The sequence below is a fragment of the Kineobactrum sediminis genome, assembly GCF_002868715.1.
Classification (GTDB): domain Bacteria; phylum Pseudomonadota; class Gammaproteobacteria; order Pseudomonadales; family Halieaceae; genus Kineobactrum; species Kineobactrum sediminis.
In genome coordinates this window covers 25861-40065 of the sequence record NZ_PKLZ01000003.1, presented here as the reverse complement: position 1 = coordinate 40065, position 14205 = coordinate 25861, and the positions used below count along the sequence as shown (strand labels likewise).

Annotated in this window: 14 protein-coding genes; 7 read left to right on the top strand and 7 right to left on the bottom strand. The window is 62.2% G+C overall.

Going from position 1 to position 14205, the window contains the following annotated elements; translation table 11 throughout:
- The first annotated feature begins 17 nt into the window (after nt 1-17).
- Genes gatA through CWI75_RS05475 form a run of 3 tightly spaced genes read left to right on the top strand, consistent with a single transcriptional unit; the run spans nt 18 to nt 3236 of the window.
- Nucleotides 18-1478: an Asp-tRNA(Asn)/Glu-tRNA(Gln) amidotransferase subunit GatA gene (gatA, locus tag CWI75_RS05485; RefSeq protein WP_101520496.1), complete on the top strand. Its 1461-nt coding sequence runs from the start codon at nt 18-20 to the stop codon at nt 1476-1478.
- On the top strand, nt 1478-2920 hold the full coding sequence (gatB, locus tag CWI75_RS05480) for an Asp-tRNA(Asn)/Glu-tRNA(Gln) amidotransferase subunit GatB (protein ID WP_101520495.1): 1443 nt from the start codon (nt 1478-1480) through the stop codon (nt 2918-2920). Before gatA ends, gatB begins: the two co-directional genes overlap by 1 nt.
- Nucleotides 2921-2939: 19 nt before the next feature.
- The gene (locus CWI75_RS05475; protein WP_101520494.1) at nt 2940-3236 is read left to right on the top strand and encodes a PA4642 family protein; all 297 of its coding nucleotides are present in this window, start codon (nt 2940-2942) and stop codon (nt 3234-3236) included.
- Here the strand turns inward: CWI75_RS05475 and smrA are convergent.
- Nucleotides 3233-3841: a DNA endonuclease SmrA gene (gene smrA / locus CWI75_RS05470; RefSeq protein ID WP_101520493.1), complete on the bottom strand. Its 609-nt coding sequence runs from the start codon at nt 3839-3841 to the stop codon at nt 3233-3235. The two genes, CWI75_RS05475 and smrA, sit on opposite strands and share 4 nt — an antisense overlap.
- Before the next feature lie 80 nt (nt 3842-3921).
- On the opposite strand from smrA, the gene cysZ reads away from it, so the two are divergent.
- Complete coding sequence (gene cysZ / locus CWI75_RS05465) at nt 3922-4659, top strand: sulfate transporter CysZ (protein ID WP_338152691.1); 738 nt, start codon at nt 3922-3924, stop codon at nt 4657-4659.
- On the opposite strand, the gene rhlB is transcribed toward cysZ, so the two are convergent.
- The 6 genes from rhlB to hemA form a co-directional block, all read right to left on the bottom strand.
- Entirely contained in the window at nt 4648-5811 is a 1164-nt protein-coding gene (gene rhlB / locus CWI75_RS05460; RefSeq protein ID WP_277621761.1) for an ATP-dependent RNA helicase RhlB, read from the bottom strand. The two genes, cysZ and rhlB, sit on opposite strands and share 12 nt — an antisense overlap.
- 254 nt (nt 5812-6065) lie before the next feature.
- A complete protein-coding gene (locus tag CWI75_RS05455) occupies nt 6066-6668 on the bottom strand; it encodes an HvfX family Cu-binding RiPP maturation protein (RefSeq protein WP_101520492.1) in 603 nt (200 codons plus the stop codon).
- A gap of 87 nt (nt 6669-6755) precedes the next feature.
- Nucleotides 6756-7499, bottom strand: coding sequence for a HesA/MoeB/ThiF family protein (locus CWI75_RS05450; protein ID WP_101520973.1), 744 nt, complete (start codon nt 7497-7499; stop codon nt 6756-6758).
- The gene (gene prmC, locus CWI75_RS05445; protein WP_101520491.1) at nt 7492-8322 is read right to left on the bottom strand and encodes a peptide chain release factor N(5)-glutamine methyltransferase; all 831 of its coding nucleotides are present in this window, start codon (nt 8320-8322) and stop codon (nt 7492-7494) included. Before prmC ends, CWI75_RS05450 begins: the two co-directional genes overlap by 8 nt.
- Nucleotides 8322-9407 (bottom strand): peptide chain release factor 1, encoded by a 1086-nt coding sequence (gene prfA, locus CWI75_RS05440; RefSeq protein ID WP_101520490.1) that lies wholly within the window; start codon nt 9405-9407, stop codon nt 8322-8324. The genes prmC and prfA overlap by 1 nt, the downstream gene beginning before the upstream one ends.
- On the bottom strand, nt 9404-10765 hold the full coding sequence (gene hemA / locus CWI75_RS05435; RefSeq protein WP_101520972.1) for a glutamyl-tRNA reductase: 1362 nt from the start codon (nt 10763-10765) through the stop codon (nt 9404-9406). The genes prfA and hemA overlap by 4 nt, the downstream gene beginning before the upstream one ends.
- Nucleotides 10766-10978: 213 nt before the next feature.
- Here hemA and CWI75_RS05430 point away from each other — a divergent pair, with 213 nt between their 5' ends.
- From CWI75_RS05430 to ispE, 3 genes are read left to right on the top strand one after another with little or no spacing between them, the layout of a single operon-like run.
- Nucleotides 10979-12784 (top strand): tetratricopeptide repeat protein, encoded by a 1806-nt coding sequence (locus CWI75_RS05430; RefSeq protein WP_101520489.1) that lies wholly within the window; start codon nt 10979-10981, stop codon nt 12782-12784.
- Nucleotides 12784-13374 carry a lipoprotein insertase outer membrane protein LolB gene (gene lolB / locus CWI75_RS05425; protein WP_101520488.1) on the top strand — a complete coding sequence of 197 codons (591 nt, stop codon included), beginning with the start codon at nt 12784-12786 and terminating at the stop codon, nt 13372-13374. Before CWI75_RS05430 ends, lolB begins: the two co-directional genes overlap by 1 nt.
- Nucleotides 13374-14204 carry a 4-(cytidine 5'-diphospho)-2-C-methyl-D-erythritol kinase gene (gene ispE, locus CWI75_RS05420; protein ID WP_101520487.1) on the top strand — a complete coding sequence of 277 codons (831 nt, stop codon included), beginning with the start codon at nt 13374-13376 and terminating at the stop codon, nt 14202-14204. Before lolB ends, ispE begins: the two co-directional genes overlap by 1 nt.
- Nucleotide 14205: the final 1 nt, after the last annotated feature.

Sequence of the window (14205 nt, the reverse complement as noted above, 5' to 3'; positions counted from 1 at the left end):
CACACCCAGGACATTAAATGCATACACAAACAGTCGCCGAGCTGGCCCGCCAGCTTCGAGAGAAGCAATTTTCCAGTGTTGAACTTACCCGCAGCTACCTGGACCGCATACAGGCCCTGGATGGCGTCCTGAACAGCTTTGTCACCATTGACGAAAGCGGCGCCCTGGCAGCCGCTGCCGCCGCCGACGCGCGCCTGGCAAAGGGCGATACCGCACCGCTACTGGGCATACCGCTGGCACACAAGGACATTTTCTGCACCCGTGGCCTGCGCAGCAGCTGTGGATCGCGGATGCTCGATAATTTCGTGCCGCCTTACGATGCCACCGTAGTAGCGCGACTGCGCACCGCGGGCACAGTCATGCTGGGCAAGACCAATATGGACGAGTTCGCCATGGGCTCTTCCAACGAAACCAGTTTTTATGGGCCCAGCCAGAACCCCTGGGACACCAGTCGGGTACCCGGGGGGTCCTCCGGTGGTTCGGCCGCGGCGGTAGCCGCCATGCTGGCTCCCATGGCCACCGGCACGGATACCGGCGGCTCGATCAGGCAACCCGCGGCATTTTGCGGCATCACCGGACTCAAGCCCACCTATGGGCGGGTGTCGCGACTGGGCATGGTGGCCTTTGCTTCCAGCCTTGACCAGGCCGGCCCCATGGCGCGCAACGCCGAGGACTGCGCACTGCTACTCAACGCCATTGCCGGGGTCGACCCACTGGATTCCACCTCGGCGGAGGAGCCGGTCCCTGATTTTACCGCCACTCTGGAGCGGCCGCTGGCGGGCCTGCGCATCGGCCTGCCCCGGGAATATTTCGGCAGCGGCCTGGATGACGCCACCGGCACACGTATCCACGCGGCCCTGGCACTGCTCGAACAGCAGGGTGCAACCCTGGTGGACGTGAGCCTGCCGCATACCGGGCTCAGCATCCCGACCTATTACATCATCGCCCCGGCAGAAGCCTCCACCAACCTGTCGCGCTTTGACGGCGTGCGCTACGGCTATCGCTGCGAAAATCCCGCAGACCTGCACGACCTCTATACCCGCAGTCGCGAAGAGGGCTTCGGCGACGAGGTCAAGCGGCGCATCCTGGTGGGCACCTATGCCCTGTCGGCCGGCTACTACGATGCCTATTATAAAAAGGCGCAGCAGGTGCGACGGCTGATCAGGCAGGACTTCGTCGACTGTTTCCGGGAAGTGGATATCATTGCCGGACCTACCACCCCGGGGCCGGCTTTTGCCCTCGGCGCCAAGACCAGTGACCCACTGTCCATGTATCTTGAGGATGTGTATACGCTGGCGGTAAATCTCGCGGGGCTACCGGGCATGTCGGTACCGGCAGGGTTCAGCAATGGCCTGCCGGTGGGCCTGCAATTAATTGGTGGGCATTTTGACGAAGCCCGCCTGCTCAACGTTGCGCACCAGCTGCAACAGGCCAGCGACTGGCATTTGCAGCAACCCGACATCAAGAGGCCCAAATAATGCGCTGGGATGTTGTTATCGGCCTGGAAGTACACCTGCAGCTGGCCACTGCCTCCAAAATATTCTCCGGCGCATCGACCCACTTTGGCGCCGCGCCCAACACCCAGGCCTGTGCGGTGGACCTGGCCATGCCCGGCATGTTGCCGGTATTGAACGAGCAGGCGGTACGCTACGCGGTGATGTTCGGCCTGGGGATAGGTGCCGAGATCGGCATGCGCTCCGTGTTTGATCGCAAGAACTATTTTTACCCCGATTCGCCCAAGGGGTACCAGATCAGCCAGTTCCAGGAACCGGTGGTCGGCCGGGGCAGTTTTGAAATTACCCTGGAAGACGGCACCGTGCGCCACATTGGCATTACCCGCGCACACCTTGAGGAAGACGCCGGCAAGTCCCTGCACGAGGATTTTCACGGCCAGACCGGCATAGACTTGAACCGCGCCGGCACTCCGCTGCTGGAGATCGTCACCGACCCCGACCTGCGCAGCGCCGAAGAGGCGGTGGCCTACCTGAAAACGCTGCATAGCCTGGTCACCTATCTCGGCATCTCCGACGGTAATATGGCCGAGGGCTCCATGCGCTGTGACGTCAACCTGTCACTGCGTCCTGCGGGTAGCCAGGAACTGGGGACCCGCACCGAAATCAAGAACGTCAACTCATTCCGCTTTGTGGAAAAGGCCATACACCACGAAATTGAGCGGCAGGCGGATATTCTCGAAAACGGCGGCAGGGTGATACAGGAAACCCGCCTGTACGACGCGGATCGGGATGAAACCCGCGCCATGCGCAGTAAGGAAGTCGCCAATGACTACCGCTACTTCCCCGAGCCCGACCTGCTGCCGGTTATTATTGATGAGGCCTTCGTTGACAGTATCCGCGCGACACTGCCGGAACTGCCTCGCGAACGACGCCAGCGCTTCGTGGATATCTACGGGCTAAGCCACTACGATGCCACCGTATTGTCCGCCAATCGGGCTCTGGCCGACTATTACGAAGCCGTGGTCAGTGATTGCGGTGACCCCAAGATTGCCGCCAACTGGGTGCAGGGGGAGCTGCTGGGCCAGCTCAATCGCAGTGAGCTGGCACTGGCGGACAGTCCGGTGAGCGCCCCCGCCCTGGCGGGACTGATCCGGCGCATCCTTGATAACAGCATCTCCGGCAAGATCGCCAAGCAGGTCTTCGAAGCCATGTGGGCCGGCGAGGGTGATGCCGATCGTATTATCGAGGCGCGCGGGTTGCAGCAGGTCAGCGACAGCGGCGCCCTGGAAACCATGGTCGATGAAGTGATCAGCGCCAATCCTGAGCAGCTTGCCCAGTACCTGGCGGCAGATGAAGCAAAGCGTAAGAAGTTGCTGGGCTTTTTTGTCGGCCAGGTGATGAAAGTGTCCAAAGGACAGGCCAACCCGCAGATGGTCAATGAATTACTCGCCCGCAAACTGTCATAAGCACACGGAATACAAGCCCATGAAGAAAGACAAAGAGAAGGTCATTGACGAAGTCTGGACCGAGGACCACATCCGCAGCTTCCTGCAGGTGCGTGCCCACGACGGCAGCGACACCGATTTCCACATGCTGCTGAAAGCCTACCAGAGCATGCGCGCCGCGGACTTCGAATTGTTTGTGCAGTTCTTCCTCAACGACGGGCGCAACCTCAATGCCACCGGCAAGGACGGACGCAGCGTACTGGATATTGTTGAGGAGCATCGCCACGGCAATGAGTATGCGGAAATCCTGCGCCAGGCCGGCGCCGAAGCGGGCTAGGGCGAATCCGGTGCCGGCCGGCCCCGGGTGAGTCGCTCCCGGTTCTTCTGCTTCTGCTGCTCGCTCTTGCGCAGTAGAATGTACACCGCGCCGGTCCCTCCCTGGCGCGGCTGCGCACTGTGAAAGGCCTGCACCACAGGCAGCTCCCGCAGCCAGTGGTCCACGTAGCCCTTGAGTACCGCACTGCGCTCACGTTCGGGTTTGCGTTCGCCCTTGCCGTGAACCACCAGCACGCTGCGCAGCCCCAGCTCAAAACACTGGCTGATGAACTCGAACAGTTCCCGGCGCGCCACTCGCATGGTCATGCGGTGCATGTCCAGCCGCGCCTCCTGTTCGTAACGTCCTTGTCGAAGCTTGCGATAGACGCCGTTCTGCACCCCGTCGCGCTTGAATTCCAGCACAAACCAGGGATCCAGCGGCGCCACCTCCCGGTCGGTCAGGATATTGGTGTCCATCCCCTCCTCTGCCACCGCCGCCTCGCGGCGCCGCTGCAGGGAGCTGTCGCGCTGGTCGCCGCCGGGCGCCAGCGGCACCCGGCGCTCGCGCTGCAAGGGCACCACATCGGACATTTCCTGATGGAATAACTTGTCTTCGTTATCGGCCATGAGCTTACTACCTGACTCTCCTGCGTTACTATAGCAATTGCGCCCACCGGGCTTCAGTTCACACTCACGAGGGGGCATCCATGCCCATGAAAGGCAACGTTTTTCGCGGCGCCCACTGTCTTCTGCGTGGCGCCAGCCTGCTCGGGCACCCATCCCTGCGACTGTTCGTTATCGTACCACTGCTGGTCAACATCCTCATTTTTGCGTCGCTGCTGGGCCTTACCATCAACTTTGTCGACCGCACCATTTCCGGCTGGATGGACAGTATCCCTGCCTGGCTCGGTTTTCTAGAATGGCTGGTGTGGCCGGTGCTGATCATCGTGTTCGGCCTGCTCGCAGGCTACCTGTTTACTGCGCTGGCGCTGTTGATCGCCTCCCCCTTCAACAATTTACTCGCCGAGAAAGCCGAGGAGCTGGTCACCGGCAAACCGGTTGCCGGGTTGGGTGGCTTCACCGCGGCCTTACTGGCGCTACCCCAGGGCCTGCTGCGAGAACTGCACAAGCTGTGGTACTACGTACCGATGGCCATCCTGGTTCTGGTGCTGAGCGTTATCCCCGGCATCAATGTGGCGTCACCGCTGCTGTGGCTGCTACTCGGGGCCTGGATGATGAGCCTGCAGTTCATCGACTATCCTATGGACAATCACCAGCTGCGCTTTGCCGATGTCAGGGCAGCGGCCCAGCGTCATCGGCTCAGCAGTATGGGCTTTGGCGGCCTGGTCGCCCTCTGTGCCGGGGTTCCCGTGCTCAACTTTTTCGTGGTACCGGCCGCGGTGGTCGGCGCCACCCTGCTCTGGTGCGAAGAGCTACAGCAGTAGCGACTCCGGCGGATGGGTGCACTCCAGCCGCGTACCCAGCAGCGCCTCGATATCCGGCAGCAGAAACGCGTCGTCCTCACTGGCGAAGCTGATTGAAATGCCGGTAGCCCCGGCGCGGCCCGTGCGACCAATCCGGTGCACGTAGTCCTCGGGATCTTCCGGCAGATTGTAATTCACCACGTGGGTCACCCCATCGACATGAATGCCGCGACCGGCCACATCGGTGGCCACCAACACCTTGATATCACCCTGCTTGAACTGTGCCAGCGTGCTGGAGCGCTTGGCCTGGGGGATTTCCCCGGACAGTATTCCGCAGGACACCCCCGCCCGACGCAGGCGCTCGTGCAGGCGCCGCACCTGGTCGCGGCGGTTGGCAAATACGATCACGCTGTCTGCTTCCGGGCTGCGCACCAGATTCACCAGCAACTTGTAGCGCTGCTCACTGCTGACCAGGTAGACTTTCTGCTCAACCGAATCGGTCGCCACATGCTCGGGCTCTATATCCACCGTAATGGGCTCGTAGGTCCACTGCTCGGACAGGTTGATGATGTCCTGGGTGAAGGTGGCTGAAAACAGCAGGGTCTGGCGGTCCTCGCGCCGTGAGGTAGCGCGAACAATGCGTTTGACCTGGGGGATAAAGCCCATATCCAGCATGCGATCGGCCTCGTCCAGCACCAGTATTTCCACCCGGTCGAGGAACACATCCCGTCGTCCCATAAAGTCGATCAGTCGGCCTGGCGTAGCCACTACCAAATCGACAATTTCGCTGGTCAGCCGGTTCAGCTGCTTCTGGTAATCCATGCCGCCGATCAGGGTCACCACCTTGAGGCCCGAATATTTGGCCAGGTCCTCTGCATCCTGGGCGATCTGCATAACCAGCTCGCGAGTGGGGGCGATCACCAGGCCCCGGGGCTCGCCCAGGAATCGTTCGCCCTCCACCGGGTGGCAAAGCAGGTCATTAAACAGGGTAATCAGGAAGGCCGCTGTTTTGCCCGTGCCGGTCTGGGCCTTGCCGATGGCGTCGTTGCCCTGCAGTGTCTGCGGCAGAATGGCGGCCTGAATGGGCGAGCAATACTCAAAGCCGATATCCGCAATGGCGCGCATTAATTCATCGCGCAACCCCAAATCGTGGAAACGGGTTTTACCGGCCATTTCCGGAACCTGGAAGTCATCAATACTCCAGGCCGTGTTGGTAGCGCCAGGACGTGACCGCTGGCGCGACTTGCCCTTGCCCCGATCATTGCGCGGGGCCGGCTTGCCATTCATGGGTTCACTGCTGTGGCTGTTGTCTGCGGCTCCAATAGCGGTGCTAGTGCTCACCGCACTGTTGTCACTATGGCCGATAGGGCTCTTGATCAAGGTCAGTTCCTGCTTGAAGTCTGAAAAAAACGCCGCCAGTCTAGCATTTATGGCCGGGAAATGTTTCCCCGCGGATACAGCCGCGACAGGTAGTAATCGGCGCTCACGTAACGTCCGCCACCCAGGACCAGCAATGCCAGCAGCATCACAAAATAGGTGGCAGCAAACTCAATGCCATTATTCAGCACCACCAGGTTACCGTGCTCGGTCAGCCAGCTGTAGTTACCGTGTTCGCGCAGGATTTCCCGGGCGGTGCCCAGACGTTGCGCGACTTCCGGAGAGCTTGAGTCGGCGATCGCCGCCCAGCCATTGGCCCAGTGTACTTTACAGGCGGCTACCGCCATGGTCACCAGCAGCGGCAACGTGGCCCAACGCGTGGCCAGGCCCAGCAACAGCAGCAGCGCACCAATGGCTTCGGTATAAGCGGCAAGATAGGCAAACAGCGCCGGGAATGGCAATCCCAGACCCCAGTCGGCGCTGCCAAACCACTCGATGGTACTGTCCATACCGGCAATCTTGCGGGTTCCCGCGATCCAGAAAACCGGCACCAGATACAACCGCAGCGCCAGCGGCGCCAGCCAGTCGAAGTAGCGCAACCTTACCCTCAGGCTATCGGTAAGTGTGTAGTAGCAGGTTGCCAGGCGGTTCATGTCCAAGTCCTTTTAAGAGCACTGTAATAGGACCACAGGGTGGGCAAAAAGTTTGCCGGCCCTGCCTGCCGGTGATCGCCTCGGCCTTCAACCAGTGCAGTCCGGGCAATCCGGACGTCGCGCCAGGGCCAGGCGACGGATATCCAGGGTGGCGAGGTCCAGTACCAGCAGGCCACTATGCATTGGCTCGGCGATACCGGTCAGGTATTTGATGGCCTCCAGGGCCTGCAAACTCCCCAGTACGCCGACCACCGGTCCCAGCACGCCGCTGTCACTGCAGCTCAGGCTACTGTCGTCACCGCCCTCGGGATACAGGCATCGGTAACACGGCCCCCCGCGGGCGCTGTCAAAGACCGCCAACTGGCCTTCCAGGCGAATTGCCGCAGCGGAAACCAGCGGCACTGCCGCGGCAATACAGGCCCGGTTCAGGGCGAAACGGGTCGCAAAATTATCGCTGGCGTCCAGCACCAGGTCACAGCGAGTGACCAGTGCCGGCAAGGTCTCCGCCACCAGGTGCCGTGGAATGGCCTCAATTTGCACTGTACTGTTCAACGCTTTCAACATCGCCGCCGCCGAGTCGGCTTTATGGCTTCCCAAGCGGGCTTCGGAGTGCACAATCTGACGCTGCAGGTTACTGCTTTCCAGAATATCGCCATCTGCCAGCACCAGGCGCCCAACACCCGCGGCGGCCAGGTACAGGGCCGCCGGGCTGCCCAGGCCACCAAGCCCCACCACCAGCACAGTGGCTGCCTGCAGCGCCTCCTGGCCGGCGACATCAAAGCCGGGCAATAACAGCTGCCTACTGTAGCGGGCGAGATCAGCGTCAGTCAGCACGGCGAGCCCCGGTAATACGCTCGTGACCCGCGAGGTCGCAGCGGGTGATCACCTGCTCCAGGTCCGCGGCTTGCAGCAGGCCGCGCACCGCGGCGCCCTGCCGATGGCCATGCTCCAGTAGCACCCAGCCGCCGGGCCGCAGATGGTGCGGTGCAGCCGCCGCCAGCCGGGTGATGTCTTCCAGGCCGGAGGCGCCGGACACCAGCGCACCGCGGGGCTCAAAGCGCAGGTCACCGCGTTCCAGGTAGGGGCTATCGGATTCCACATAGGGCGGGTTGCTGACAATCAGGTCCCAGCTGTTGCCCGGGAGTGCACTGAACCAGTCGGATTGCACAAATCGCACCCGTCCTGGGCACAATTGCTCGCCGTTGGCCCGGGCAATGGCCAGGGCATCGGCGCTCGCATCCACCGCGACGACCTCCCAGTCGGCGCGTTCGGAGGCCAGAGCCAGCGCAATGGCGCCGCTGCCAGTACCCAGGTCAAGCACTGCCGCGGCGGCGGGCAATACCAACTCCAGTGCCCACTCAACCAGGGTTTCAGTCTCCGGACGGGGAATCAGGGTCGCCTTATTGACCTGCAAAGGCAGCGACCAGAATTCACGCTGGCCAGTGAGATAAGCCACCGGCACCCCGTCGCGACGCTGCTGCAGCAGACGGGCCAGGACTGTGGCGTGCGCCGTGTCTACGGGGGATTCCGGCCAGGTATAAAGCCAGGTGCGCGACTTGCCCAATACGTGGGACAGCAGAATCTCGCTGTCGCGGCGGGGACTGTCACCGGGCAAGTCATCACCGGCGCGCAACCACTCGGCGACGGTCGCCATCAGTGCCCGGCCAGGGCCGCCAACTGGTCGGCCTGGTATTCCTGGCGCAACGGGCCGATGATCACTCCCAGGTCGCCCTGCATTACTTCATCCAGTTTATACAGGGTGAGATTGATACGGTGATCGGTCACCCGTCCCTGGGGGAAATTATAGGTGCGAATGCGGTCGGAGCGGTCGCCCGTCCCCACCAGGTTGCGGCGCTGCTCGGCCTGCTCCGCGGCCTGTTTATCCTCGGCGGTGGTCATCAGCTTGGCCTGCAGCAGGGACATGGCGCGGGCACGGTTTTTGTGCTGCGAGCGCTCGTCCTGGCACTCGACCACAATACCGCTGGGTATATGGGTGAGGCGCACCGCCGAATCGGTCTTGTTCACATGCTGGCCACCGGCGCCCGAGGCCCGATAGGTGTCCACGCGCAAATCCGCCTTGTTGATCTCCACCGCGTCCACCTCGTCCGGCTCGGGCATCACCGCTACCGTGCAAGCCGAGGTATGAATACGCCCCTGGGACTCGGTTTCCGGCACCCGCTGCACCCGATGGGCACCCGACTCGAACTTGAGATGAGCGTAGACGTCGCGACCCTCCACCAGGGTGATCAGTTCCTTGTAGCCGCCGTGCTCTCCCGGGCGCTCGGACAGCACCTCGATCTTCCAGCCCATGCGCTCGGCGTAACGGGAGTACATCCGGAACAGGTCACCGGAGAATATTGCGGCTTCGTCACCTCCGGTACCGGCGCGAATTTCCAGGAACACGTTGTTGGAATCGTGGGGGTCACGGGGCAGCAACAGTGTTTGCAGCTCGGCCTCCAGGGTTTCCAGCTGTTCGCCGGCACTGCCGATCTCCTCCTCGGCCATGGCAACCATTTCGGGGTCGGATTCGTCCAGCATCTGCCGGGCATCCTCGAGATCGGATTGTATCTGCGTGTACTGCGCATAGCACTGCACCACCGACTCGAGCTCGGCGTATTCCCGCGACAGGTCGCGAAATCGGGCCTGGTCAGCGATGGTTTCGGCGTCACCGAGCAGAGCCGAGACTTCCTGGTGGCGCTCGGTCAGCGTATCCAGCTTGGTCAGTAGTGATGCTTTCATTGCAAGGTGCGCCCTGGGGAAGCGGAATCGGTAAGCGGTTCTTGTTCCGGCGCAGTTGCGCCGGAGTCATCCGGCCTGGTGCCGCAAGGGGGCGGCTCCAGGCCGAGCAATGCACGGGCCCCGGCAAGCAGGTCCTGGCGGCCCTCGGCACTGGCATTCTTGAGTCCCGTTGTCGGTGCATGGATCAGCTTGTTGGTGATGCTTCGGGCCAGCTGGGCGACGATCCGCTGGGGGTCTTCGCCCCGGGCCAGCGCTCGCAGGGCACGCTGTACTTCCTGCTCGCGCACCGCCTCGGCCATATCCCTGTACTGGCGCACCGAATCGACCGCAGCCAGGCTGCGCAGTTCCTCGAGGTAGAGACTGACACTTTCCTCGATGAGCAGGTCGGCCTTGCGGGCCTCACTCTGGCGACTGCGCAGGTTCTGCTCGACGATGTCGCGCAGGTCATCCACGGTGTAGAGGTAGATATCCGCGAGATCACCCACCTGGGACTCGATGTCCCGGGGCACCGCAATGTCGACCATCAGGATGGGCCGATGCTTGCGCGCCTTGATGGCGTCTTCCACCGCTCCCTTGCCGAGAATCGGCAACTGGCTGGCAGTAGAGGTGATCACAATATCCGAATGCAGCAGTTGGCCCGGTATTTCCGCCAGTAAAACGGCTTCGGCACCAAATTTCTGCGCCAGCTCCCGCGCCCTGCCCAGGGTGCGATTGGCGATCACAATACGCTTGACGCCAGCCTCCAGCAAATGCCTGGCCACCAGCTCAATAGTCTCGCCAGCCCCTACCAGCAGGGCGCTGCAACGACTCAGGTCAGAGAAAATATGCCCTGCCAGATCCACCGCGGCATAGGCAACGGATACCGGGTTTTCACCGATCGCAGTGTCGGTGCGCACTTTCTTTGCAATGGAGAATACCCGCTGGAACAGGCGATCGAGGTCGCCGCCCAGGGTGCCTGCCGCCACTGCCACCGCATAGGCGGACTTCAGCTGCCCCAGGATCTGGGGCTCGCCCAGCACCATGGAATCCAGCCCGCTGGCGACCTTGACAATGTGCTGCAGGGCCTCACCCGCCTCGAAATGATAGGCCGCCACCCGCAGCTCACTCACTGACAGGTGATGGTAGCTGGCCATCCACTCAATGAGTTGCCGGGCCTTGCCCGCAAGTGGGCAATTGTCGGGAACAATAGTGTAGATCTCGGTGCGGTTGCAGGTAGACAGGATCACCACTTCTTCCAGGTCCATCTGCTCGCACGCATTCGCAAGCGCCTCGCCTACCTGCTCGGGAGCAAAGGCGACGCGCTCTCGCACTTCCACCGCAGCGGAATTGTGGTTGATGCCCAAAGCAATGAGGTTCATGGTGTAACTGGCCCGCTCCCGTGGTGACGGGTACGCAAAGCGGCGAACCTTACCACATCCGGTAAACTTATCCGCGGATTCTACCAACTTGGCGAGCAAAAGACAGGTATCGCAGCGTAGCCCGCGCGGAACCTCTTGCGCCGGCCGCAGTCTGGACAGTTGGGTTTGCTATCCTGATTGTGTCATCATTAACCCGATTTGTGCTGGAATCCTATGCCTGCCCTGACCCTACTCCGATTTTTGCTGCCGAGCGCACTGGCCGTTGCGCTGGCAGGCTGTGTCTCGGGCACTGCACCCGGGGAGCCGGCGCGCCCTATCGCAGAAACAGACGCAGAAACAAACGTGGCAACGGCTGCCGAGACTGTCACCGCGGATGCATCGGCGCCCGAGTCGGCACCCGAATCACCATCGGAGCGGGCATTCCCCGAAGACAGTGTCTATCCGCTGCTGCTGGCTGAGTTCGCCCTGCGCAGAGGCGATCATGACCGGGCACTGGACACCTACCTCGAACAGGCCGCGGTATTGCGCGACCCGGGTATCAGTGCTCACCTGACTCACCTGGCGCAATTTCTCCAGCGCGAGCCGGAGGCGCTGGAAGCGGTCCGGCTCTGGGTGGAGCTGGAGCCCGAACACCCCGAGGCCAATGCAACCCTGGCGACATTGCTGATCCGCCAGTTACGACCACTGGAGGCTATCGAACACCTGGCAACGGTGGCACGCCAGGGCCTGAAGGCCAATTTCACCGCATTACTGGGTGGTTTTCGCCAGCTACCACGAGAGCGCCAGCTGGCTCTGCGGGACAAGGTCAGCGCGATTGCCAGCGAGCTGCCCGGTGATATCGAACTGCTGCTGGCCCAGGCGCTCATCCTTGACGAGCTGGGACAAAAGCAAGCGCAGCGGCAGGTACTCACGCAGCTGTTCGCACTGGAGCCCTGGCATATTCAGGGATTGATACTGGATGCCAAACTCCGCCTTGAGGCCGACGAACCCGACCCGTTCCAGCGCATCGAAGAGGCGCTTGCGACCCAGCCCGACAACACCACGCTGCGCCTGCACTATGCGCGCCTGCTTACCCGCTCGGATATCGATGCGGCACGGCGACAATTCGAGATTCTCTCGGCACAATCGCCCCGCGATGGCGACCTGCTGCTGTCCCTTGCCCTGATCAACCAGGAAACCGGTGACACCCTGGCTGCAGCGGCCTACCTGCAGCAAATGCTGAAGCTCGAGCACCGCACCGACGAAGCACATTACTACCTGGGCCGCCTTGCCGAAAACCAGGGCCGCCGCATGGAGGCCATCGCCGCTTACAGCCAGGTGGAAGACCCCGACAGCCGGGAATTCTTCAGCGCTCGCGGCCGTGTTGGCAGATTGTTATTGCTGGAGGAAGGCCCGCTCGCGGTTGCGGACTTCTTTGCAGGCCAGCGCCTGAAGTACCCGGAACTTCGGGAACAGCTTTATACGCTTGAATCGGAAGTGTTGAACCAGGCGGGACTGGCGGAAGCCAGTATGGAGGTGCTCAACCGCGCGCTGGCCGAGCTACCCGATTCCGTTGCCCTGCGCTACAGTCGCTCGATGCTCGCCGAACAGCAGGATCAACTGGCGCTCATGGAATCCGACCTGCGCGGGATCCTGGCGCGCGAACCCGATAATGCCACCGCCCTCAATGCGCTCGGCTACAGCCTGGGCAATCGCACCGAGCGCTACGAGGAAGCTTACCAGCTTATCAGCCGCGCACTGGAATATGCACCCGATGAGCCCGCCATTCTCGACAGCATGGGCTGGGTATTGTTCAAGCGCGGCGCCGCTGAACAAGCCCTCGCGTATCTGCAAAGAGCCTATAAGTCGATGCCCGATCCAGAGGTGGCAGCTCACCTGGGAGAAGTGCTGTGGTCGCTGGACAAGGGGCAGGAGGCCTACAGCGTCTGGCGGGAAGGCTTACAGCGCGACCCCGAGCATCCGGTGTTGCTGGAAACCCTGCGCAGGCTCGATGTTACAATTCGAGACCTGACCCCGTAATGCTGAGGGTGGGGATATTGTGCCTGCTGCTGGGCCTTGGCGCCTGCGCCGGAAGACCGGTGGTGGAGTCGGCGGGACAGGCCTGGCAACAGCACAGTGCCGACATGGCGGCGCTGCAGAACTGGGATGCCGACGGCAAGCTGGCCCTGCGCCGGGACGACCAGGCAGAGACCGCGAATCTCGCCTGGCAGCAGCGCGGCCGGCAGACGGTGTTGCAACTCAGCGGCCCGCTGGGCCTGCAGGCGACGGAGATCCGCAGTGACGGCAGCCAGCTACGGGTGCAGCACGATGGCGCGGTCGAACGATTTGACATCAGCGGCCCCGAAACCCTGCAGGCACAAACCGGCTGGGATCTGCCGCTACAGGCACTACCCTACTGGCTCAAGGGCATCCCTGCACCACACAGCCCGGCCACCGGGTTGACTCTCCGCGACAACCTGCTCTACGAGCTGCAACAGGACGGCTGGCTGGTTCATTATGATCGTTATGGCCAGTTTGGTACTCATATATTACCCACCCGGCTCAGCATCGAGCGACGGGAAACCCGCGTCCGGGTCGTCATCCAACGTTGGCAGCCGGGAGTGGGCTGATGTCGCCAACCCTGCAGCTGATTGCCCCGGCCAAGCTCAACCTGTTCCTGCACATCACCGGTCGCCGCAGCGATGGTTACCACACGCTGCAGACCCTGTTCCAGCTGCTCGACTGGGGTGACAGCATGAGCTTCACTGCGAACACCAGCGGCGAGCTGCACCTGGATATGGCCGGCAGGCCCCTGCCCGATGGCGACAACCTGATCCTGCGCGCAGCCCGGCTGCTGCAACGGGACGGGCTCGGCGCCAATATCCACTGTCACAAACGCATTCCCATCGGTGGTGGACTTGGTGGGGGCAGCTCCAATGCAGCGACTACCCTGCTGGCACTGAATCACCTGTGGCAACTGGGCCTTAGCCAACTTCAATTGCAGTCCCTGGGCACGACCCTGGGTGCCGATGTGCCCGTATTCGTGGGCGGCCACAGCGCCTGGGCCGAGGGCATCGGCGAGCAACTGGCGCCGGTAGACCTGCCAACACGCTGGTATCTGGTCATAAAACCGGCTTGCCAGGTGCATACCGGGGAAATATTTTGTGACAGTCAATTGACACGAGACACCCCGCCGATCACAATGGCCGCCGTTTTTCAGGGTACCTCGCACAACGATTGTGAAGCAGTTGTGGTCAGGCGTTATCCTGAGGTCGGTGCAGCATTACAGTGGCTCGGGCAGTATGCCCCGGCCCGCTTGACCGGCACCGGCGCCTGTATTTTTGCGGCCTTCAACACAGAAGCTGAGGCAAGCAAAATAGCGGCGGACGTACCGGAAGCGTGGCAACGCTTCATTGCCAGAGGGGTGAATGTTTCACCCACGCTGACGGCCCTGGCCTGAA

What these genes read in the sequence shown, in the direction of transcription:
- CWI75_RS05430 (WP_101520489.1), top strand. Translation starts at nt 10,979, where the DNA reads ATGCCTGCCCTGACCCTACTCCGATTTTTGCTGCCGAGCGCACTGGCC.
- lolB (WP_101520488.1), top strand. Translation starts at nt 12,784, where the DNA reads ATGCTGAGGGTGGGGATATTGTGCCTGCTGCTGGGCCTTGGCGCCTGC.
- cysZ (WP_338152691.1), top strand. Translation starts at nt 3,922, where the DNA reads ATGCCCATGAAAGGCAACGTTTTTCGCGGCGCCCACTGTCTTCTGCGT.
- ispE (WP_101520487.1), top strand. Translation starts at nt 13,374, where the DNA reads ATGTCGCCAACCCTGCAGCTGATTGCCCCGGCCAAGCTCAACCTGTTC.
- hemA (WP_101520972.1), bottom strand. Translation starts at nt 10,765, where the DNA reads ATGAACCTCATTGCTTTGGGCATCAACCACAATTCCGCTGCGGTGGAA.
- CWI75_RS05475 (WP_101520494.1), top strand. Translation starts at nt 2,940, where the DNA reads ATGAAGAAAGACAAAGAGAAGGTCATTGACGAAGTCTGGACCGAGGAC.
- gatB (WP_101520495.1), top strand. Translation starts at nt 1,478, where the DNA reads ATGCGCTGGGATGTTGTTATCGGCCTGGAAGTACACCTGCAGCTGGCC.
- smrA (WP_101520493.1), bottom strand. Translation starts at nt 3,841, where the DNA reads ATGGCCGATAACGAAGACAAGTTATTCCATCAGGAAATGTCCGATGTG.
- prmC (WP_101520491.1), bottom strand. Translation starts at nt 8,322, where the DNA reads ATGGCGACCGTCGCCGAGTGGTTGCGCGCCGGTGATGACTTGCCCGGT.
- CWI75_RS05455 (WP_101520492.1), bottom strand. Translation starts at nt 6,668, where the DNA reads ATGAACCGCCTGGCAACCTGCTACTACACACTTACCGATAGCCTGAGG.
- rhlB (WP_277621761.1), bottom strand. Translation starts at nt 5,811, where the DNA reads ATGGCCGGTAAAACCCGTTTCCACGATTTGGGGTTGCGCGATGAATTA.
- prfA (WP_101520490.1), bottom strand. Translation starts at nt 9,407, where the DNA reads ATGAAAGCATCACTACTGACCAAGCTGGATACGCTGACCGAGCGCCAC.
- gatA (WP_101520496.1), top strand. Translation starts at nt 18, where the DNA reads ATGCATACACAAACAGTCGCCGAGCTGGCCCGCCAGCTTCGAGAGAAG.